Origin of the sequence: Lentibacter sp. (assembly GCF_029254145.1) — a bacterium.
Classification (GTDB): Bacteria; Pseudomonadota; Alphaproteobacteria; order Rhodobacterales; family Rhodobacteraceae; genus Lentibacter.
In genome coordinates this window covers 12,700-32,485 of record NZ_JAQWYD010000057.1, presented here as the reverse complement: position 1 = coordinate 32,485, position 19,786 = coordinate 12,700, and the positions used below count along the sequence as shown (strand labels likewise).

Below are 19,786 nucleotides of genomic sequence, written 5' to 3'. Positions count from 1 at the left end.
CTCATCTCTCCATAAACGCTTGCGCCAGCTTGAGCGCAGTTGCATTGGCCCGCGCCGCACGCGCAGCCGTGTTTGGCTCATCCCTGCGGTCCATAAACCAGCCCGGATAAGTAAAGGCGCGCAGCATCAAGAATAGATCCAACTCTTGCGGATCAATCGCTGCGCGCACCCCGTATCCCTCACAAAGAGCCGCGCGCAATTCGGGGTAATCAGGCGCATCCATATACCGCAAAAGAAATGTCGCGAGCTCAAAAACACGAAAGCCGTAGCCCCCGTCATCGAAATCAATCAGGCCCACATTGGCCCCGTCCCACATGACATTTTGCCCCACGAGGTCCGCATGAATGAGACCGTAGTCAAGCGCACCCTCAAGCGTAGCCAAGGCCTTGTCGGCCTGCGCACGCGCAGCCATCAGCAAGTCGCGTTCGGCTGCGTTCAAATCAGGATGCTCCCAAAATCTCCCCCATAACGGCGCATCCCCCAAAAGCCCCGCGCGGTCCCACGCAGGACGGGCAAAGCCCTTCGCCGGCGGCCACGCATCGCACGCTTCATGCAACGCCGCCATTGCTACGCCGAGCTTTCGGCAAAACGCAGGCCTGTCACGCACATTTTTCATTTCGCCAGGCGCGCCAAGCGGCGCGCCGCCGAGCCAAGTGACCACACTCACAAGTTGGCCTTCAACCTCGGTGACAAGCGCCCCCGATGGCAAGGCAACAGGCCGCGGCACAGGCAAACCTGCCTCCGCCATCGCACCAATCCACTCAAGTTCATGGCGCAGCTCTTCTGCGCTGCGATAGCCCACACGGTGCAGGCGCAACGCATAAATCTCGCCCGCGTCCAGGCGGTAAACCACATTCTCGCGCGCCGCAGCCAGCGTGATCCGGGAGTTTTCAAACCCCCAAACCAAAGCCGCTTTTGCCGCGCCCGCCAAACTCAAAGCTGAATCCAAGCCGTTTTCAGGTCGACATATTTTTCAATCGCATGAAGTGATTTATCATGCCCATTGCCGGACTGCTTCACGCCACCCAGCGGCACAGTATTGTCCGACCCACCATAGGTGTTCACATGAACGATCCCCGCACGAATACCATGCACCATTCGGTGCGCACGACTTAGGTTAGAGGTCCAGACACCCGCCGAGAGGCCATAGTCTGTCCCGTTGGCAAGGCTCACAGCTTCATCATCACTGTCAAAAGCCGTCACTGATAGCACGGGGCCAAAGACCTCATTTTGAAACACATTGTGCCCACGCTCAACGCCCGTCAAGATCGTAGGCGCCATATAGTATCCGCCTGTTTCCTGCAGTATCCGTCCGCCGCCAGTGACTGCCTCCGCGCCCTCCGCCAGCGCCTTTTCCACAAAACCAAGGTTGCCCTCAAGCTGCGGGATGGAGTTTACCGCGCCGATCTGTGTTTCAAGATCAAGCGGGTCTCCCACCTTGAGCTTTTCGGCCTCCGCCGCCATCAGCGCGACAAAGTCGTCATGCACAGAGCGCTCAACCAAAAGCCGTGAACCAGCCACACAGACCTGCCCCGAATTGCGGAAAACCCCCATCGCCGAAACCTTGGCTGCTTTCGCAAGATCAGGCGCATCGGCAAAAACGATATTGGGCGACTTGCCCCCAAGCTCCAGATAGACGCGTTTGAGATTGGAGCGCGCTGAATACTCCAGCAAGCGCCGCCCCACGCCGCCAGAGCCTGTAAAGACCAAGACATCCACATCCATGCTCATCGCAAGCGCCTCACCTGTCACAAAGCCCTGCCCTGTGACCACGTTGAGCACACCGTCAGGCAGCCCTGCCTCGGCGCAGATTTCTGCAAGCCTGAGCAGCGAAAGCGAGGCCGTTTCGGCGGGCTTCAGCACCACAGAGTTCCCCATCGCAAGTGCAGGCGCCAGTTTCCATGCACCGATCATCAAGGGGAAGTTCCAAGGCACAATCGCGCCCACAACGCCCACAGACGCGTGATGTACTAGGCCCAAAACGTCTGGAGCGGTCGGCGCCACCTCGCCATAAATCTTGTCCAAAGCCTCGGCATAATAGCGGAAGGTTCCCGCCGCCGATCCCGCCTCAGCTTTGAGAGCCATGTTAAACTCTGTCCCGTTGTCGCGCACGCCCAGAACGGTGAGTTCGACAGCATATTGCTCAATAAGATCGGCAATCTTATGCAGAACTTTTTTGCGGCCTGCGGGCGGCATATCGCGCCAGCGCCCATCTTCAAAGGCGCCCCGCGCCGCCGCCACTGCACGGTCCACATCGGCCGCGCTCGCGCGCTCTATCGTGGTGAGTTTTTGTCCGTCAATCGGGGAGCATACTTCGAGCGCTTCTCCCGAAGCCTCTTGCCACGTTCCATCAATAAATAGTCTTTGCGGCGCGACATCTGCGCGGCGAAGCTCGTCGATTTGTGCTTGGCTTGCCATTTGGCCTCCTTAAGCAATTTGCGTTGCTGCCACACGTAGCGAAAGTGCAGGATCAGCACTCCCAGGATCATAATAAAGAGGATCATCGCCACGGGGCGGTCGATAAAGTCAAAAGGCGTTTTAACGCGCGCCATACCCGCGCGCAGTTTCACTTCCATAATCCCGCCCAGCACCATGCCAAGAACGATCGGCACAGCAGGCAAGTTGAGGCGCTTCAAAACAAAGCCAAAGATGCCAAAACACGCTGCAATGAGACAGTCGGTGAAGGAATTGCGCAGGCTATAGACACCAACAAAACTCAGTGTCAGGATCGAAGCACCCAAAAAACGGTTGGGGATTTTGACAACCTTGATGAGGTGGTTGGTCGCAAACAATAAAAAGATCAGCACGAGCACATTGAGGATCAGAAGCGCCAGATAAAGCGCTACAACAAAGTCCATATCATTTTGGAACAGCTGAGGACCGGGCACGACATTGTGCACATAAAACACCGACAGCATCATCGCCGTCAGCGCCTCCCCCGGAATTCCAAGTGCCAAAAGCGGAACCATCGCCGCCGCAGGCACTGCATTGTTTGAAGTCTCCGCAGCAATCAGGCCTTCACTTGCGCCTTTACCAAAGTCATCAGGGCGTTCTGAGGTACGCTGCGCATATGTATAGCTGAGGAACTGAGCCGTAAATTCTCCAACACCCGGGATCATTCCCATCAAGACGCCAAGGCTGGCGGAAGCCGTGGCCACTCGTGGATGCCGCGCCAGTTCTCGCATGCCTTGAAACAACCCGCCCCGCAGTTTGGTCATGCGAATTTTCTCGTCCTGCCCTTGCAGCAGGAAAATGGCCTGCGAAATTGCGAAGAGGCCCAAGACGACGACGATGAGATCAACCCCAGACGAGAGCCATGACTGCTCAAAAGTAAACCGCTTGGAGTACTTCACGGGCTCAAGGCCAACCGTGTGCAGAAATATCCCAAAACAAGCGAGTGCCGCCGCAATAAGGCTTTGGCCCCGATGAGCGACCACAACAAGAATGATGCCCAAGAGCGCAGCAAGAAATATCTCGCGGCTGCCAAACATCGGCGCAATCTTGGCAAGCACGGGGGCAAACAAAACAAGGCAGATGACAGAGAACACACCCCCAAAAAAGCTTGAGGAGTATGCAAGACTCAGGGCACGCCGCGCCTCGCCTCGCGTGGTCATAGGGTAGCCATCATAGGTTGTGAGCGCGTTCACCGCTGTTCCCGGCGTATTGATCAGGATCGCAGGGATCGAGCCACCATACATGGACGAGCCATAGATCCCTAAGAGCACCGTGAGCCCCACAATCGGGTCCAGACTGAAAGTCGCAGGCAGCAATATTGCAATCGCAACAGCGGGGCCCACACCCGGAATCGCCCCGATCAGCACACCACCGATCGAGCCCACCAAAAGCGCAATCATCACATCCCAGCGCGCTAGAATTTCGAGGCTTGAAAGTATCAGATCCATAAACGCCTCAAAAATTCAGAATAAAGAAAGAGCGCAAAGCATCTGGCAGGTATTCATAGATCGCCCCACCCGGAATTTTGACGCTGAGGAAAGATTTGAACACGACGACAACAGCAAGCGCGACCAACACAGCCGAACCCAGCATCATGCGCGATCGGTAGCCAAGGCGGTAGCATAACGTAAGCATGAGAACGATGGTCATCGGCAAGTAGCCAAGCTTGGGTACAAGCATCACGTAGGCCAAAAACCAAATCACATACTCAATCGCGAAAAACCAGATTTTCCACTCGACGACATCGACCCGCTCAAACCCGCGGCGCGGCAGCTTCCACAAATGCAGTCCGCCAAAGAGCACCATGCCTATCACCGAAACTGCAGGCCAGAAGCGCGGCTGAGCAAAAAACTGCGTGCCCTTGGCCCATTTGGTCTCATTCCCCAGTTGGCTCAAGAGCAAAGCAGAGGCCACCAAAAAGACAATCGCAAACAACGCCTGCCCTCTCAATGGTCCATCAAAGCGGCGGATTTCTTCACTGCGATCTTTGCTCATATCGATCCCCAAGACACAGAAAGGCTGGGCAAAATCTTCGCCCAGCCCGTTGCTGTCGACTTATTCCAAGAGACCTTGGATTTTGGCCACGGTTTCGATGTTGCGCGCCACACGCGCCGCAGCATCATCAGCACCCTGCCAATACACAAGCGCACCAGTTTCCTTGGCGACGTTTTGCGCCCGCTCGCTCATCACTGTTTTTTCAGCAACAGCAATGATCTTCGCACGGACGTCCGCAGGCGTATCCTTATGAACGAACAAACCGTTCCAAAGCGCTATATTCATCTCGGGGTCCACTTCGCCAGCTGTCGGCGCATCTGGAACAAGACTGATCCGCTCATCAGTGATTGAGACGAGCACCTTCACATCATCAAGACATGGAAGGATCAGCTGCAGTGTGGTGTTGATCACATCCGCATCTCCAGAGGCCAACGTGTTGCAATCAAGCGCATCAAATGCAGCGTCACTGCCCCACTCAAAACCCTTTGTGACAGCCATTGCTTTGGTCACCTGCGTGGGTGTCAGAGGGTCGCCAAAGTGCCCAAGCGCCACATCGTTTTCTTTTGCGTAAGCAGCCAACTCGTCGATGTTGGAGTAAGGCGCGTCCTTGCTTGTCGCGATGACAAAGGGATAGGTGAGGAAAATACCCAGCGGGTCAAACTTCTCTGGTGTGAGCTCGTCAATCCCGATCTGGTGTCCTACGACAGGCACCCCGATCACGAAGGAGCCGATGGTGTAGCCATCCGCAGGCGCTTGCGCCACCTCGATCGCACCAGGGAACGGCCCGCCGCCGCCGCCAGGCTTGTTCACAACAGCCGCTGAAACGCCGTACTCGGCCTGAAAGTCTTCGGCAATCATCCGTGTCAGGACATCCTCCAAATCACCTGGAGGCCAAGGCACAATAAAGCTCACAGGTTTTTCTGGATATTCAGCCATCGCTGCACCGCCCATGGCGGCCATGGTCAGCGCCAAAGCGCCGCCGAGAATCTTGTTACCTAGCATCGTTATCTCCCTGATCGTGCTGGTTCATTATTTGAACCCTTGGTTCTAAAACAGATTGACAGACCCGTGCTGAGTCTGTCAACACCTTTAAAAAGCCAAGCAAGCGTAGCCTGTCTTCAAATATACACACCGGCCTCTTCGGCCAGAAGGAAATCCATGGGAACCGTTTCCAAAGCCTTGTCATTACTGAATTATTTCAGCCGATCTCAGAGCCATATTGGCTTGAGTGAAATGGCGCGCCTAACAGGTATGAACAAGACAACGGTACACCGGATGCTCACCGAGCTTCAGAACCAAGGATTCGTTGAACAGACCAATTCTGGCCGCGAATACCGCCTCGGGCCCGCCTTTCTACGGCTCGCTGCCCTGCGCGAAGCAACGGTTCCGCGCCGCGATCTGGCCCAAAGCGTGGCTGATGATCTCGCGATGCGCACAGGCGAAACCGCTCATGTCTCGCTCCTCCATGGTGAAGTCCTGAGCACGATCGCCTATGCCTACGCCCACCAACACGGCCTCCAAGTCACAATGGATGACGCCGAAATATTGCCGCTTCATGCGACAAGCTCGGGCCATGTCGTACTGGCCTACGCCGATCCGTCCTTTGCCAAAGCCGCGCTGGAACGCCCTCTAGAAGCCTTCTCCTCAGGCACACTCACAGACCGCAAACTGATCAAGGCCAAACTTGATGACATTCGTCGTGACGGTTTCGCGGAGGCCATCAGCGCCTTTGAAACAGATGTGCATACCCACGCCGCACCTCTCTTTGATGCAAGCCAGGCCTGCATCGGTGCGGTCGCAGTCGCCGCGCCCTCGGCGCGCATGTCCGCCGAGGCACGTATGCGCATCCGCACAGCATTACTGGACGCAAGCCCACGCCTGACACGGCTGATGGGCGGCTTTCTCCCTCCAAGTTATCGCCAGAAAGAACCCGCCGCATGAATACACGCGCGCTGATCCTCGACTTTGGCGGCGTCATTTCCCGTACGCTGTTTGAAACTCATGATCTGAGTGAAAAGGCGCTCGGCCTACCCACTGGCTCGCTCACATGGCAAGGGCCCTTCGCGCCCGAAGCCGACCCCCTCTGGCGCGCAATGCAGGCTGACGAAATATCGGAGCGCGACTATTGGAAAAGCCGCACCGCTGAAGTTGGCAAGCTCACAGGCCAGAACTGGAGCGAGATGAGTGATTTCGTGCGTGCCGCGCGCGGGGCTGAGCCTGACGCCGTCATACGCCCCGAATTTCGCACCACCATCGCCGCCTGCAAGGCTGCAGGCGTTCGCCTCGCAATCCTCTCCAACGAGCTTGATCTCTTCTACGGTGCAGACTTCCGCGAGAAGCTGCCCTTCCTCAAAGACTTCGAGGTGATCGTCGACGCGACCTACACAGGCATCCTCAAGCCCGACGCCCGCGCCTATGAGCTGGTCCTGCAAGCGCTTGGCCTACCCGCCGCCGACTGCGTCTTTGTCGATGACCAGCTCCGCAACATTAAAGGGGCAGAGGCCCTAGGCCTGCCATCTGTGCATTTTGACGTGATGGCCCCTTCTCAAAGCTATGCAGAGGCTCTGCGCCTCCTTGATCTTGAAAGGACAGACCCGTGAAAGACAGCAATTTCCTGAAGGAAAAGAACGCCCGCTCACTCTGGCACCCCATGGCGCACCCCGCCGACAGCCTCGCAAATCCACCCACAATCGTAACCGGCGCAGAAGGCGTCAGCATCATTGATGTCGACGGCCACAAAGTCGTTGATGGGGTCGGCGGGCTCTGGAATGTCAACCTTGGCTTCTCATGCCAACCAATCAAAGACGCCATTACAGCCCAGCTTGAGCAGCTCCCCTATTATTCCACCTTTCGTGGCACGACCAACGACGCAGTGATTGAGCTGTCCGAAGAACTGCGCGATTTCTTTGAGCCTGACGGTCTGACGCGCGCCTTTTATACATCAGGCGGTTCAGATTCAGTCGAAACCGCCCTGCGCCTCGCGCGCCAGTATCATAAGGTCAAAGGCGAGCCCGCGCGCACCAAGTACCTCAGCCTCAAGAAGGGATATCACGGAACACACTTCGGCGGCGCCTCCGTCAATGGCAACGCCAATTTTCGGACCGCTTATGAGCCGCTCATGGCGGGCTGCTTCCATATTCCCGCACCCTATCCCTATCGCAATCCGTTCAATGAGACAGATCCAGAAAAGCTTGCGCAGCTCTGCCTGCAAGCCCTTGAAGATGAAATCGCCTTCCAAGGCGCAGGTACAATCGCCGCTTTCATAATGGAGCCTGTCCTTGGCGCTGGCGGGGTCATTCCTCCCCACAAAAGCTTCATGCCAGGCGTGCGCGATATCTGCACACGCAACGGTATTCTCCTCATTGCCGATGAGGTGATCACCGCTTTTGGCCGTACTGGTTCATGGTCGGGCAGCCGTCACTGGGGCGTCAAACCAGACTTTATGTGCACCGCCAAGGCCATAACAAACGGTTACTTCCCCTTCGGCGCCGTGATGATCGCTGACGACGTCGTGCAGGTCTTTGAGGAAGACAAAACCGGCAAGGCCGCCATCGGTCATGGCTATACCTATTCAGGCCATCCTGTTGGCGCAGCTGCTGCGCTGGCTTGTCTCGCCGAAACAAAGCGCCTCAAGGTCAACCAAAACGCCGCCGCACGCGGGGCCCAACTTTTCAGTGGCTTGCAAGCCCTACAAGACAAATACGAGATGATCGGCGATGTGCGCGGGGGGCATGGTCTAATGTGCGCGCTGGAGTTGGTGTCAGACCGCGCCAGCAAAGCTCCGATTGGCAAAGGGCCCATCGGCACGCTGCAAGAGGTCACATATCAAAACGGAGCGATGGTGCGAGTCTCAGGGCCAAACGTGATCCTCTCCCCCCCCCTCGTGCTCACATCTGCCGATGTACAGACAATCCTAACAGCGCTCGATGCAGGCTTTGCCGCCGCAAGTTAAAGCCTGTTGAGAAGCTGGTGCGTGGGCCACGCATCAGCCGGGAGCCCAAGCTTTCTTTGCATATCCTGTACGGCCGCGCGCGTACCAGCGCCCAATATCCCGTCAATCTTACCCACATCATAACCTTTGCGCGCCAGCTTTTCTTGCAGAATTTTCAAATCGCCCCCTGCAAGCCCGCGCTCGGGCTGGCCCGCATCAAAAACGGGCGCGCCGCAAAAACGATTGGCAAAATATGCCGCTGTGAGCACATAGGTGAAGCTCTGGTTCCACTCAAAATAAACGCGAAAGTTGGGATAAGCGAGAAAGGCTGGTCCCTTGCGGCCCTGCGGTAGAATGAGCGAAGCGGGCAAGTGTCCCGCCAGCTTTCCACCGCGTGGCTTGACGCCCATCTTTGCCCAGTCAGATGCCTTCAGTTGCGTGCGCAGCCCGGACTTTGACCAATCCATTTCCTCAGGCACGACCACTTCTTGCAACCAAGGCTCGCCCGCGCGCCAGCCCAGATGCTTGAGCATCTTGGCTCCGCTCAGAAGCGCATCCGCAGCAGATGTTTTGAGCAAGACATGCCCATCTCCGTCACCATCGACACCATTGTCGATAATATCCTGAGGCAGCATCTGCACCATGCCAATCTCTCCCGCCCAAGCCCCTGTCGTTTTGGTCGGGCTAAAGTCGCCATGCTTGTAGAGTTCGAGCGCCGCAAAAACTTGCGGACGGAAAAGCTCTGGCCGGCGGCAGTCATGGCTGAGTGTCATCAGCGCATTGAGCGTGTTGAAATTCCCTTGATACGAGCCGTAATCCGTTTCAAACGCCCAAAACGCCAGCAGAACGCCGCGACTCACACCATATTCACGCTCCACACGGTCAAAAATGCGATCATAGCGCTTGGCATTCATCACGCCTTTGTTGCGCCGTTCATTTGAAATAAGTCTGCGGGCAAAGCTGGTAAAGTCGAGCTGAAAGACCCCCTGTGCACGGTCCGCTTTCAGCACTTTTCGATCAACCCGTACGTTGGCAAAAAAGCTGTCAACCAACGCCGCATCATAGCCCTTGGCACGCGCGTCTTTCTTTATGTCCGAGACAAAATCAGCAAAGCTGTCACCACATTTCGCAACAACACTCTGTGGAAAAGCCAGTACTAGCGCCAACAAAGCTGCCTTGAGAAACTTGCGCATGTAACCCTCAAACTCATAAAAATAGGCATCCCAGCGCTGGGAAAGCCCCTACCCGGCGTTCTTCAAATCGGCGACCAGCGCATCAATATCACCACGGCGCTTGTCCAGCATTGAGCCAATCTCTGTTCGTTCCGTCAGGAGCATGTTGATGCCCTCGATGTAGAGATTGAAGAATTTGTTCCCACCAGAACGGTCAGAAACAAGAAACGTCACTTCAAAGGGCGACTGCCCCTTCAGGTAAGCGACAGCGCTCACCTCATACCATTTCTTGACCTGCTTCACGCCTGTAACTTCAAGACGCCCGCCGATAAACTCACGGAAGCGACGGCCATACTTACGCGCCACATAGGTCTCGAATGCTTCAGAATAAGCCCGCTTTTGCGCAGCAGTGGCGCTGCGCCCGTCATTACCCAATGTATAGGCCGCAATATAAGCGGTATCTGAATAACGTGCGAAAATACGCTCGAAATCTTTGTACATCGCACCTTCGGATTTGCCCGACCCGATCACAGAGTTGATCTCGCCCACGAGCTTATCCACCAAGCTGCGCGCTTCATCCTTAGAAAACGCCTGTGCTGACAGGGGTGTCAGAACAAAGCTGGCCACAGTCGCAGCCATCAGTTTGATCGAGTGACGACGTGTCATAAAACGCATAATCAGAAACCTTCTGTGTTCAGATCAAAGGGGTCAAGCTCGGCTTCTGGGGCCGCTTGGCCCAATTCAAACCGACGGTTTTGCAAGTAAATCGTTTGCGCCTGCGCGTAGCTGTCGGCGCTGTCATAGAGAACAGAATCGATCGTGTCTCCAAAAGTTCCACGGTCGCCAAGGCGTGCCGCCACAGAAGCTCCCGTGCCATAGTAACTTTCGGGCGCTGGAACCATGTAGGTCAAAGGATTGGTGAACAGGTCCACAATCCGTCCAACTGCGTCCCGCTCTGTTGCAGGGCCAATCAGCGGCAGCTCAACATAAGCGCCTTCGCCCACACCCCAGACAGCCAGCGTCTCGCCGAAGTCCGCTTTCGCACGGTAAAGCTTGAATTCTGATGATGGGTCAAAAATCCCGCCAATCCCAAGCGTGGTATTCAAGGCAAAGCGCAGCGTGTTTTGTCCAGCCTCACCAATGCGCCCTTGGAGCACGTTGTTCACGATCGTTCCCGGAAGCGACAGGTTGGAAGAGAAATTGCTGACGCCACTTTGCACAGGCCTGGGCACAATGCTCACATAGCCCTTGCTCGCAGGTCGTACGAGTGCACGATCCACAGCTCTGTTGAATTCATGGTTGTTGCGATTGGTCTCAACATAGGGGTCAAATACAGCGGACGGGTCCAGCCCCGCATCCCGCTTTGTGCAGGCGGCAGCCAACCCCATCACGGCAATCAGTGCAACAGGTTTCAAAAATCCCTTTTGCAACACAACCTCCCCACTCAAATCCATCTTACCCATCTATGACATCCGAGCCCTGAGCCCAACCAGTCAACTGTGTTATTGCGAATATGTGGCAGTTTGGAAACAGGCCAACGCCTCAAATGCGCAATAACACGCGTGATTTGAGGATTCCATAAGGGTTTATGCCTATGAAGTGCGCATGAAAGTAACCAGTAACCAGTTCGGCTTTGAAGAGTTGCGCGCGGTACGGCGTGAGTCGCGTGCTCTTTTTTGGGCCGCGGGCGTATTCAGTGCCTTTGTAAACCTGCTGATGCTCACGGGCCCGCTCTATATGCTGCAGGTCTATGACGGCGTTCTTGGCTCGCGCTCCGTCGCTACACTCCTCGCGCTCACCGCCCTTGTGGTCTTCCTATATACGATGATGGGCCTGCTTGATTATGCCCGCGGGCGGATCATGGCGCGCGTTTTCAGGCGCGCCTCGACAAGCGTGTCTTTGACGCCGTTATGCGCAAAAATGCCCTCGGCCATCAGGACGAAACGGCCTTGGCCCTGCGCGATCTGGAAGCAGTGCAACGCCTGCTCACCTCCCCCGCGCTCATGGCCCTCTTTGACATGCCCTTCGCGCCGCTTTTCCTCTTTGGGATATTCCTGTTCCACCCATGGTTAGGCTATCTCGCCATTTTCGGCGGTGCCCTTCTGATCGTACTCACCCTTACAAATCTCTTGGCCACACGCCGTTCGCTAAACCGTGCCAACAGCGCGGTCGCCCATGCCGAAATTTTGTCTGAGCAGATCCGCTCCGAAGCCGAAATGATCGAAGCAATGGGGATGCGCGCATCTGCATTCGCGCGCTGGCAAAAGGCCCGCACGGCCTCTCTGTCAGAGCATATGACCGCAGCGGATCTGAGCGGAGTGTTCACAACGTCAGGCAAAGCCTTTCGCCTCTTGCTCCAGTCCGCCATGCTTGGCCTCGGCGCATACCTCGTGCTGCAAAATCAGCTCACGCCAGGTGCGATGATCGCGGGTTCCATCCTGATGGGCCGCGCTCTCGCTCCGATTGAGATGAGCATTGGCCATTGGCCATTGGCCACTTTTCGCCCGCGCACGCAAGGGATGGCAAGTCTTGGCACAATTGCTATCAGACGTTCCCCCAGAGCCTTCGCGCATGCCCCTTCCGCGCCCGAATGCTCTTTTGGAAGTGATCCAAGTCACGGTTGTGCCTCCCGGTGAAGCTCAGGCGTCGCTCAAGGTGGTTAACTTCACGGTCAAGCCCGGCCAAGCGATCGGCGTGATCGGCAAATCAGGTGCAGGCAAATCATCCCTTGCCCGCGCACTCACTGGCGCATGGCGTCCAGCAGGTGGCAAAATCCGCCTCGATGGCGCGGCCCTTGATCAATACGACCCCGCCATTCTGGGCGACCTCATCGGATATCTGCCCCAGCGCGTCGAGCTCTTTGAAGGGACGATAGCCGAAAACATTACCCGCCTTTCACTGGCGCCTGATGCCGCCGCGGTTGTAAAAGCTGCGCAACGAGCGGATGCTCATGCAATGATCGTCGCTTTGCCTGACGGGTATGACACCAAAGTTTCGGCAAACGGCGGACGGTTGTCAGGCGGACAGATCCAGCGGATCGGCTTGGCGCGTGCCATGTACGGAGACCCCGTTATATTGATCCTTGATGAGCCGAACTCCAACCTCGACAATGACGGCAGCCAAGCGCTCAATCGGGCCATTTCAACCTTCCGCAAAGAAGGTAAGTCCGTCCTGATCATGGCCCATCGACCGGCAGCAATCGAGCAGTGCGACATCCTCCTGATGCTCGAAGAAGGCCGTGTTCTCAGCTTTGGTCCCAAGGAGGAGGTTTTGCGCCGTATGGTCCAGAACCACTCCGAAATCACCAAGCAAGCCACCAAAGGCGAAAGTGGAGGCGCCGTATGAGCAATACCCGAGCCCAAGCAGCCCGCACCGAGATCAACCGTACTTGGCCAGCACGCATGCCTGTTTTTGTCGGTCTGTTCGCACTAATGCTGCTCGTCGGCGGCTTCGGCAGCTGGTCCATTTTCAGCTCTCTCGCGGGAGCCATCGTCGCATCAGGACGCGTCGAAGTCGAACAAAACCGCCAGATCGTTCAGCATCTCGACGGTGGCATTGTGGCCGAGATTTTGGTCAAGGAAGGCGAGAGAGTGTCTGCAGGTCAAACCCTCATCAAGCTCGACAGCGCCTCGCTTGGCTCAGAGTTCACAATCGTGCAAAGTCAGCTGTTCGAACTGATGGCCCGCCGTGCGCGCCTTGAGGCCGAACGGGATACATCTGCCGCCCTCACATTCGATCCAGAGCTTGGCCAGCTCGCCAAAACCTCAGCCGAAATCGCTGAGCTGATGGATGGTCAGACACGCCTTTTTGATGCCCGCGCTGAAAGCGTCACCCGCGAGCGTGAACAACTTGCAAAACGCCGTGAGCAAATCCTCGATCAGGTCCGTGGCATAGAGGCTCAAACAGAAGCTCTCGTTCAGCAAATAGCCCTGATCAGCGAAGAGCTGGAGGCCCAAAACAGCCTGCTGGAACGCGGCCTCGCGCAAGCCTCCCGTGTGCTCGCACTGCGCCGAGAAGAAGCGCGCCTCTTGGGACAAGTCGGCGAGTTGCGCGCTGGCAAAGCCCAAGCCGAAGGCCGCACCACCGAACTTGATATTGAAAGTCTGAAGCTCACCAGCTCCCTGCGGGAGGAGGCTATCAGCCAGCTGCGCGATTTGCGCGTGCAAGAGCTTGAACTGAGAGAGCGCCGCCAGCGTCTTTCCAAGCGGCGGTCCCGCCTCGCCATCCAAGCGCCAGCTTCAGGTATTGTCTATGGCCTCACCGTCAACACCCCACGCGCCGTCATCCGCGCGGCTGAGCCCGTTCTCTATGTCGTCCCACAAGACCGCCCCCTCGTGATCGCGGCTCAAGTCCCCGTTATTCATATTGATAAAGTCTACGCAGGCCAAAGCGTAAACTTGCGCTTCTCAGCCCTTGATCAGCGCCGTACGCCAGAGCTCTAAGGCCAAGTCGTCACCGTATCTGCCGATGCCTTCATTGATGAGGCCCACGGGACATCCTATTACCGCGCAGAAATTGCTCTCAATACAGGCGAGTTTACCAAGCTTCCCGAGGGTGCCGTGCTTATCCCAGGCATGCCCGCCGAAGCCTTCATCCTCACTTCTGAGCGTAGTCCGATGGACTATCTCATCAAACCGCTCTGGGATTATTTCGAGCAGGCCTTCCGCGAATAAGACAAGTCGCTTTTGCCGTATCGGCGCGGCGCATTTCCCGCTAGCCTCACCCCGACTCGCCAAATTCAGGAGACACGAGATGAGCAGCAAACTAGAACAAAGCCTCAATGAGATGGGTATCACCCTGCCTGCTGCCCCAGCGCCCGCAGCCAACTATGTGCCCTTCGTCGTGACAGGCAACACAGTCTATGTCTCAGGCCAGATTTCCAATGGAGAAGACGGCCTTATTGTCGGCAAGCTTGGTGACAACATGACAACAGAAGAAGGCGCCGCCGCGGCGCGCACCTGTGCGCTCAGCCTTCTCGCACAGCTCAAAGCTGCCTGCGACGGTGATCTGGACCGCCTTATGCGGGTTGTCAAACTTGTCGGTTTTGTAAACTCGACAGCCGACTATACAGAGCAGCCCAAGGTGATCAATGGCGCCTCCGATTTCATGGTCGAAGCACTCGGCGACATCGGCCGCCACGCACGCTCAGCCGTTTCGGCAGTCTCTTTGCCCCTCGGCGTCGCAGTAGAAATCGAAGGCATCTTCGAGATCAAATAATGCAAAAATCTGCGTTGCCCCAAAGCTTCCTTCAGGCTCCGATTGCCCATCGGGGCCTGCATAGCCTGTCAAATGGCGTCCCGGAGAACAGCCTCGCCTCCTTTGAGGCCGCTATTGCCCGCGGCTATGGGATCGAGCTGGACTTGCAACTCTCTCAAGACGGCATCGCGATGGTGTTCCATGACTATTCGCTTGAACGCCTGACGAGCGAAAAAGGCGCAGTCGCACAGCGCACAGCCGCCGCGCTTGGCGAGATCCCCCTCACAGGCGGCGTTGAAGGTATCCCGGCACTGTCTGAGACGCTCGCTCTTGTCGCAGGCCGCGTGCCGCTTCTGATCGAGCTAAAGGATCAGGATGGCGCTCTTGGCCCCAATGTCGGCCCCCTCGAAGATGCCACCATCAATGCCCTCGCAGGCTACAGCGGCGATGTCGCATTGATGTCGTTCAATCCCCATTCCGTTGCAGCCCTCGCCGCCCTCGCGCCCCATATCCCGCGGGGCCTCACAACATGTGACTATCTCCCCGAAGACTGGCCCACAATCCCCAAGGCCCGCCTCGTCGAGCTTGTCCCAATCCCCGATTTTAATCGCACGGGTTCAAGCTTCATAAGTCATCAGGCCAGCGATTTAAGAAGTGCCCCTGTGACAACCCTTAAAGCCCAAAACGTGCCAATTCTCTGCTGGACCATACGCTCCAGTACAGAAGAGCAAGCCGCGTGCCAAATCGCCGATAACGTCACGTTCGAAGGCTACTTGCCCGCTTGAAAGCGCGCCTGTCTGCAACAATATTGAGGCCAAGATGGACAGTGACGCGCAAATTGAAATCAGGCTCAATCCCAGCTTGCGCGACATCCCGCAAGCCGATTGGGATGCCTGCGCCCATGCCCTCGGTCCGCGCCCCCGTGACCCGTTCACAACACATCGCTTCCTTCTAGCACTCGAAGAAAGCGGCTCGGTCGGTCCTGGCACAGGATGGCAGCCGCTCTATCTCACGGTGCACCAAGGCGGCCAGATCATCGGCTGCGCGCCGCTCTACGGCAAATCACACTCGCAAGGCGAATATATCTTTGATTTCAACTGGGCCGATGCCTTCACCCGCGCAGGTGGGCAGTATTACCCAAAGTTCCAAATCGCCGTGCCCTTCACGCCTGCCACAGGCCCGCGCTTCCTCGCACGCGAGGGCTTTGAAACGGTTGCCATGCCCGCCCTCGTCCAAGGCGCGATCCAAGTCGCCGCAGAGCAAGGCGTCAGTTCGCTGCATGTGACCTTCTGCACAGAAGATGAAGCGATAGCAGGCGCCGCCATGGGCCTTCTGCGCAGGACCACCCAGCAGTTTCACTGGGAAAACCACGGTTTTGAAACCTTTTCAGACTTCCTCACAACCCTGACCGCACGCAAGCGCAAGAACATCCGCCGCGAGCGCGCCGAGGCGCAAGACTTTGGCGGAACCATCCGTCGCCTCACAGGCGATCAGATCAAACCCGAACATTGGGACGCCTTCTGGCAATTCTATCAAGATACAGGCCGTCGCAAATGGGGCACGCCCTACCTGACCCGCGAATTTTTCGATATCGCTCAAGAGACCCTGCGCGACGACATGATCCTGATATTGGCCGAGCGTGACGGCACACCCATCGCCGGGGCGCTCAACTTTATAGGCGAGCAGGCGCTTTTCGGCCGCTACTGGGGCTGTGTCGAAGATCACCGCTGCTTGCATTTCGAGCTGTGCTACTATCAAGCCATCGAGGCCGCCATTGAGCTGGGCCTGCCTCGTGTCGAAGCGGGTGCGCAAGGCGAACACAAGTTGGCGCGCGGGTATCTGCCCACAACCTGCCACTCGCTGCACTGGCTCGCTGACGAGGGCTTTTCACACGCAGTTGAGCAATATCTCGTGTCAGAGCGCCGCGCGATTGGCGAAGAAATCGAAATACTGACAGGCTATGGCCCGTTCAAATCCGACAAAAGGGAGGAACAAGATTGATAGAAGTTCTCAGTGACACAGCCCGCGAACAACTCCTCGCGCCCCTGTTTGAAAACGGCTGGGCGCAGGACACCTCCCGCGACGCCATCACAAAAACATACAAGTTCAAAGATTTCGCCGAGGCCCTCGGCTGGATGACGCAGGCCGCCCTCTGGTCCGAAAAGTGGAACCACCACCCAGAATGGAGCAATGTCTACAACCGCGTCACCGTCACCCTCACAACCCACGACGCAGGCGGCCTCAGCTCACTTGACGCCAAGCTCGCACGAAAGATGGACAGTTTGTGAAGGGGGAGCTTCTAAGTAAAGTTTGACGAAATGTTCAACAATCAGTCGTTTTGAGAGTGGTTGATGCTGGTGCAGCGAACGACAGGTCAAAGCCCAAAAAGACGCATGCTGCAGAGCGCACGAATGTCGTCTTTCAGTTCGGGTTCCACCCACGGATTGTTCCGGGGGGCAAGAGTTGGCTTTTCGTATGGTGACCAATTTGGTATCTAGCAGTCATCTGGTTAGGATATGTGCGATGACCCCCGAGAAGCTCAGAAAGATCTACGGAGAAGCTTCACCACATGCTGAAGCAAAGATCATCTCACATTTCGACTGTCATTGCAGACAGTTCATTGAACACGCCACTTTTCTTGTTCTCGCAACGTCCGATGGCAAAAATCTCGATGTATCACCCAAAGGCGATCCTGCCGGTTTTGCGAGAATTGAATCGGAAACGACTCTACTGATACCTGATCGACCGGGAAACAATCGTATCGACGGATTATTGAACATCTTGGCGCATCCTAACGTCGCCACCTTCTTTATGATCCCGTCTGTAACCGAAACATTGAGAGTGAATGGCCGCGCCGAAATCTGCGATGATCCTGAACTTTGCGATGGTTTTCAGATAAATGGTCGCAGCCCAAAGACTGTATTACGCATCACAGCAAACGAGATTTTCATTCATTGCGGGAAAGCGCCTATGCGGGCGGGTCTGTGGCAGCCAGAGACTTGGCCCAAAGAACGTCCAATCGCTTCAATGTACCAAGTCGTTCAGGATCACTCTAAAATGGCAGTTACTTCGACGGAGCAATCCTATTCAGAACAGCGCTACAAGGAAACTTTGTATTAAAGGGTGCCTCAATGGGCATCTGGGGTTTCAAGGAAAGGATGGCCAGTAGATGATGAAGTACGGTGTGATCGTCACAGGTATTCCCGCAAGCGGAAAAACGACAATAGCTCGTCAGCTTGCCAATAGTCTCGACTTTGAGCTTCTTGATAAAGACGACTTCCTTGAGGACCTTTTTGAACAATTTGGTGTTCAATCCTTGAAAGACCGGAAGCGTTTCAGCAGACAAAGCGATCAAACCTTTCAAGACGAGGCAGCGCGTTCAGGCTCTGCCGTTCTTGTTTCGCGTTGGCGTCCTCTGCTCAGTACTGATGAAAGCGGAACTCCGACCAATTGGTTGACCGACGAGTACGACCAACTCGTTGAAGTTTTCTGCACCTGCTCGCCCAAACTTGCACTGGCACGTTTCCTGGCGAGAACAAGGCACCCTGGTCACATGGACTATCAAAATGAAGTCAGTGAACTGGAAAAGCGAATGAAGTCATGGGCAGACCGCTTTCCACTGGGCATTGGCGAAGTGCTAAAAGTGGACGCCGAGGGCGTGCCGGATATCGCCGATTTAAGCACCAGAATTCGAACCGCATTCTATAGATAGCGCCCCAAGCTCCAAAGGGGTCGAAAAGCCCAGACTACAAAAGCCGACCTTCACGCAGCCGCAGCGAAATGGCAGCTTCGTCCCGCACAGCGGAGGTTGCGGTCACGCGCTTGGAACGCCAATGTTTGATCTGTCACGTTAGCAGAGTCTACCCTCGGCTTGCCACACTTTTCCACTCCACAAGCGTCACATAAACCATGCCCTCATCACCGCTGACCATAACTTCGCCGTCCTGAATGTTGATCTGAAGTTTCATCGAGCGGTTCGCCAGTTTGGACAGCTCGCCAGTGTCTTTCTCCGAGAGGTTCATAACCTGAAGGTTGTCAAAACGGCTCGTGCTGTTCTTGAGCTTGTCCCACCACATCTCTGCAGTCCGGCCGCCATAGCTGTAAATAGCCACTTTACGCGCCTTGCCGCAGGATTGCCGCACAAGCTTCTCACTCGGCTGCCCGAGCGAAACCCATAGCTCAAGCTCGTTGCTAAAGCTCTTTTGCCAGATGTCGGGCTCGTCATCCGTCGAAATCCCCTTGGTCATCTCCAACTGCTCATGCGCATTCAAAGCAAAAGCGAGCAAGCGAACCATCAAGCGCTCATCCGTCTCCGACGGGTGCTTTGCAACAGTCAACTTATGGGTCTCGTAGTAATGACGATCCATGTCAGACACAGACAGTTCAACTTTATAAATCGTCGCGTTTTGCGCCATGCTCGGCCCCTGACCTTTGAAGTTAGTGCTGCCTAATGCGTCTGACGACAATGTAAAAGCGCATAAAGAAAGGCCCCCTCGGCAAGGGGGCCAAACGAGGTTCTCTAATTTGGTTGGCTTAAAGAGCAGCAACCATTGCTTCACCACCAGAAATTTCGCAGGTTCCAGGGCTCTCTTCGGCGTGCAGTACTTTCACAACGCCATCCTCCGCCATCAAAGCATAGCGCTTGGAGCGGCTCACAAAGCCAACGGGCGGCGCATCAAAATCCATGCCAATCGCCTTGGTAAAAGCACCTGAAGAATCGGCAAGCATGGTGATGCCCTCACCTGCCGCACCCGTGGCCTCGCCCCATGCGTTCATAACCCAAGGGTCATTGACCGAAAGACAGATAATCTCATCCACGCCTTTGGCCGCCAGTGCCTCTTTCTGGCGCACAAAGCTTGGCACATGTGCCGAATGGCAGGTCGGCGTGTAAGCGCCCGGAACAGCAAAGATTACAACCTTGCGCCCTTTGAGCTTTTCGCCCAGCTCCACAGGCGCTGGCCCGTCCGCGCCGAGCGTCATAACAGCCACTTCTGGTAGTTTGTCTCCAACTGAAATCGTCATAATCCGTGTCTTTCCC

General features: G+C 56.2%; 19 protein-coding genes and 2 pseudogenes. 11 read left to right on the top strand and 10 right to left on the bottom strand.

Features of this window, described 5'->3' with window-relative positions; translation table 11 throughout:
• Position 1: 1 nt before the first annotated feature.
• The 5 genes from P8O11_RS06635 to P8O11_RS06615 are packed head-to-tail and all read right to left on the bottom strand — an operon-like array spanning position 2 to position 5,451.
• A complete protein-coding gene (locus tag P8O11_RS06635; RefSeq protein ID WP_300292970.1) occupies positions 2-937 on the bottom strand; it encodes a phosphotransferase in 936 nt (311 codons plus the stop codon).
• Positions 934-2,301, bottom strand: a complete 1,368-nt coding sequence (locus tag P8O11_RS06630; RefSeq protein WP_300293038.1) for an aldehyde dehydrogenase family protein — start codon at positions 2,299-2,301, stop codon at positions 934-936. Before P8O11_RS06630 ends, P8O11_RS06635 begins: the two co-directional genes overlap by 4 nt.
• On the bottom strand, positions 2,274-3,902 hold the full coding sequence (locus P8O11_RS06625) for a tripartite tricarboxylate transporter permease (RefSeq protein ID WP_300292968.1): 1,629 nt from the start codon (positions 3,900-3,902) through the stop codon (positions 2,274-2,276). Before P8O11_RS06625 ends, P8O11_RS06630 begins: the two co-directional genes overlap by 28 nt.
• Before the next feature lie 7 nt (positions 3,903-3,909).
• Complete coding sequence (locus P8O11_RS06620; RefSeq protein WP_300292966.1) at positions 3,910-4,449, bottom strand: tripartite tricarboxylate transporter TctB family protein; 540 nt, start codon at positions 4,447-4,449, stop codon at positions 3,910-3,912.
• A gap of 60 nt (positions 4,450-4,509) precedes the next feature.
• Positions 4,510-5,451, bottom strand: a complete 942-nt coding sequence (locus P8O11_RS06615) for a tripartite tricarboxylate transporter substrate-binding protein (protein ID WP_300292964.1) — start codon at positions 5,449-5,451, stop codon at positions 4,510-4,512.
• 156 nt (positions 5,452-5,607) lie between these two features.
• On the opposite strand from P8O11_RS06615, the gene P8O11_RS06610 reads away from it, so the two are divergent.
• The 3 genes from P8O11_RS06610 to P8O11_RS06600 are packed head-to-tail and all read left to right on the top strand — an operon-like array spanning position 5,608 to position 8,401.
• Positions 5,608-6,390, top strand: a complete 783-nt coding sequence (locus tag P8O11_RS06610; RefSeq protein WP_300292961.1) for an IclR family transcriptional regulator — start codon at positions 5,608-5,610, stop codon at positions 6,388-6,390.
• Positions 6,387-7,049: an HAD-IA family hydrolase gene (locus P8O11_RS06605; protein WP_300292958.1), complete on the top strand. Its 663-nt coding sequence runs from the start codon at positions 6,387-6,389 to the stop codon at positions 7,047-7,049. Before P8O11_RS06610 ends, P8O11_RS06605 begins: the two co-directional genes overlap by 4 nt.
• Positions 7,046-8,401 carry an aspartate aminotransferase family protein gene (locus P8O11_RS06600; protein ID WP_300292955.1) on the top strand — a complete coding sequence of 452 codons (1,356 nt, stop codon included), beginning with the start codon at positions 7,046-7,048 and terminating at the stop codon, positions 8,399-8,401. Before P8O11_RS06605 ends, P8O11_RS06600 begins: the two co-directional genes overlap by 4 nt.
• On the opposite strand, the gene P8O11_RS06595 is transcribed toward P8O11_RS06600, so the two are convergent.
• From P8O11_RS06595 to P8O11_RS06585, 3 genes are read right to left on the bottom strand one after another with little or no spacing between them, the layout of a single operon-like run.
• Positions 8,398-9,573 carry a lytic murein transglycosylase gene (locus P8O11_RS06595; protein ID WP_300292953.1) on the bottom strand — a complete coding sequence of 392 codons (1,176 nt, stop codon included), beginning with the start codon at positions 9,571-9,573 and terminating at the stop codon, positions 8,398-8,400. The genes P8O11_RS06600 and P8O11_RS06595 overlap by 4 nt on opposite strands.
• Before the next feature lie 48 nt (positions 9,574-9,621).
• On the bottom strand, positions 9,622-10,218 hold the full coding sequence (locus P8O11_RS06590; RefSeq protein WP_300293037.1) for a phospholipid-binding protein MlaC: 597 nt from the start codon (positions 10,216-10,218) through the stop codon (positions 9,622-9,624).
• 11 nt (positions 10,219-10,229) lie between these two features.
• Entirely contained in the window at positions 10,230-10,982 is a 753-nt protein-coding gene (locus P8O11_RS06585) for a VacJ family lipoprotein (RefSeq protein WP_300292951.1), read from the bottom strand.
• Between the two features lie 175 nt (positions 10,983-11,157).
• Here P8O11_RS06585 and P8O11_RS06580 point away from each other — a divergent pair.
• The 8 genes and pseudogenes from P8O11_RS06580 to P8O11_RS06545 all read left to right on the top strand — a co-directional run bounded on the left by P8O11_RS06580 (position 11,158) and on the right by P8O11_RS06545 (position 18,460).
• Positions 11,158-12,897: pseudogene (locus P8O11_RS06580) on the top strand (type I secretion system permease/ATPase).
• Between the two features lie 56 nt (positions 12,898-12,953).
• Positions 12,954-14,225, top strand: a pseudogene (locus P8O11_RS06575) (HlyD family type I secretion periplasmic adaptor subunit).
• A gap of 79 nt (positions 14,226-14,304) precedes the next feature.
• Positions 14,305-14,769 (top strand): RidA family protein, encoded by a 465-nt coding sequence (locus P8O11_RS06570; RefSeq protein ID WP_300292949.1) that lies wholly within the window; start codon positions 14,305-14,307, stop codon positions 14,767-14,769.
• On the top strand, positions 14,769-15,533 hold the full coding sequence (locus P8O11_RS06565) for a glycerophosphodiester phosphodiesterase family protein (protein WP_300292947.1): 765 nt from the start codon (positions 14,769-14,771) through the stop codon (positions 15,531-15,533). The genes P8O11_RS06570 and P8O11_RS06565 overlap by 1 nt, the downstream gene beginning before the upstream one ends.
• Before the next feature lie 34 nt (positions 15,534-15,567).
• A complete protein-coding gene (locus P8O11_RS06560; protein ID WP_300292945.1) occupies positions 15,568-16,749 on the top strand; it encodes a GNAT family N-acetyltransferase in 1,182 nt (393 codons plus the stop codon).
• A complete protein-coding gene (locus P8O11_RS06555; protein WP_300292943.1) occupies positions 16,746-17,036 on the top strand; it encodes a 4a-hydroxytetrahydrobiopterin dehydratase in 291 nt (96 codons plus the stop codon). The genes P8O11_RS06560 and P8O11_RS06555 overlap by 4 nt, the downstream gene beginning before the upstream one ends.
• A gap of 235 nt (positions 17,037-17,271) precedes the next feature.
• Positions 17,272-17,868, top strand: coding sequence for a pyridoxamine 5'-phosphate oxidase family protein (locus P8O11_RS06550; protein WP_300292941.1), 597 nt, complete (start codon positions 17,272-17,274; stop codon positions 17,866-17,868).
• Positions 17,869-17,917: 49 nt separating this feature from the next.
• Positions 17,918-18,460, top strand: a complete 543-nt coding sequence (locus tag P8O11_RS06545) for an AAA family ATPase (protein WP_300292939.1) — start codon at positions 17,918-17,920, stop codon at positions 18,458-18,460.
• Between the two features lie 148 nt (positions 18,461-18,608).
• On the opposite strand, the gene P8O11_RS06540 is transcribed toward P8O11_RS06545, so the two are convergent.
• Together P8O11_RS06540 and P8O11_RS06535 are read right to left on the bottom strand one after the other, a co-directional pair.
• A complete protein-coding gene (locus P8O11_RS06540; RefSeq protein ID WP_300292937.1) occupies positions 18,609-19,163 on the bottom strand; it encodes a YaeQ family protein in 555 nt (184 codons plus the stop codon).
• 118 nt (positions 19,164-19,281) lie between these two features.
• Positions 19,282-19,770: a peroxiredoxin gene (locus P8O11_RS06535; RefSeq protein WP_300292935.1), complete on the bottom strand. Its 489-nt coding sequence runs from the start codon at positions 19,768-19,770 to the stop codon at positions 19,282-19,284.
• Positions 19,771-19,786: the final 16 nt, after the last annotated feature.

What these genes read in the sequence shown, in the direction of transcription:
- P8O11_RS06625 (WP_300292968.1), bottom strand. Translation starts at nt 3,902, where the DNA reads ATGGATCTGATACTTTCAAGCCTCGAAATTCTAGCGCGCTGGGATGTG.
- P8O11_RS06620 (WP_300292966.1), bottom strand. Translation starts at nt 4,449, where the DNA reads ATGAGCAAAGATCGCAGTGAAGAAATCCGCCGCTTTGATGGACCATTG.
- P8O11_RS06615 (WP_300292964.1), bottom strand. Translation starts at nt 5,451, where the DNA reads ATGCTAGGTAACAAGATTCTCGGCGGCGCTTTGGCGCTGACCATGGCC.
- P8O11_RS06610 (WP_300292961.1), top strand. Translation starts at nt 5,608, where the DNA reads ATGGGAACCGTTTCCAAAGCCTTGTCATTACTGAATTATTTCAGCCGA.
- P8O11_RS06605 (WP_300292958.1), top strand. Translation starts at nt 6,387, where the DNA reads ATGAATACACGCGCGCTGATCCTCGACTTTGGCGGCGTCATTTCCCGT.
- P8O11_RS06595 (WP_300292953.1), bottom strand. Translation starts at nt 9,573, where the DNA reads ATGCGCAAGTTTCTCAAGGCAGCTTTGTTGGCGCTAGTACTGGCTTTT.
- P8O11_RS06590 (WP_300293037.1), bottom strand. Translation starts at nt 10,218, where the DNA reads ATGACACGTCGTCACTCGATCAAACTGATGGCTGCGACTGTGGCCAGC.
- P8O11_RS06570 (WP_300292949.1), top strand. Translation starts at nt 14,305, where the DNA reads ATGAGCAGCAAACTAGAACAAAGCCTCAATGAGATGGGTATCACCCTG.
- P8O11_RS06565 (WP_300292947.1), top strand. Translation starts at nt 14,769, where the DNA reads ATGCAAAAATCTGCGTTGCCCCAAAGCTTCCTTCAGGCTCCGATTGCC.
- P8O11_RS06560 (WP_300292945.1), top strand. Translation starts at nt 15,568, where the DNA reads ATGGACAGTGACGCGCAAATTGAAATCAGGCTCAATCCCAGCTTGCGC.
- P8O11_RS06550 (WP_300292941.1), top strand. Translation starts at nt 17,272, where the DNA reads ATGACCCCCGAGAAGCTCAGAAAGATCTACGGAGAAGCTTCACCACAT.
- P8O11_RS06545 (WP_300292939.1), top strand. Translation starts at nt 17,918, where the DNA reads ATGATGAAGTACGGTGTGATCGTCACAGGTATTCCCGCAAGCGGAAAA.
- P8O11_RS06540 (WP_300292937.1), bottom strand. Translation starts at nt 19,163, where the DNA reads ATGGCGCAAAACGCGACGATTTATAAAGTTGAACTGTCTGTGTCTGAC.
- P8O11_RS06535 (WP_300292935.1), bottom strand. Translation starts at nt 19,770, where the DNA reads ATGACGATTTCAGTTGGAGACAAACTACCAGAAGTGGCTGTTATGACG.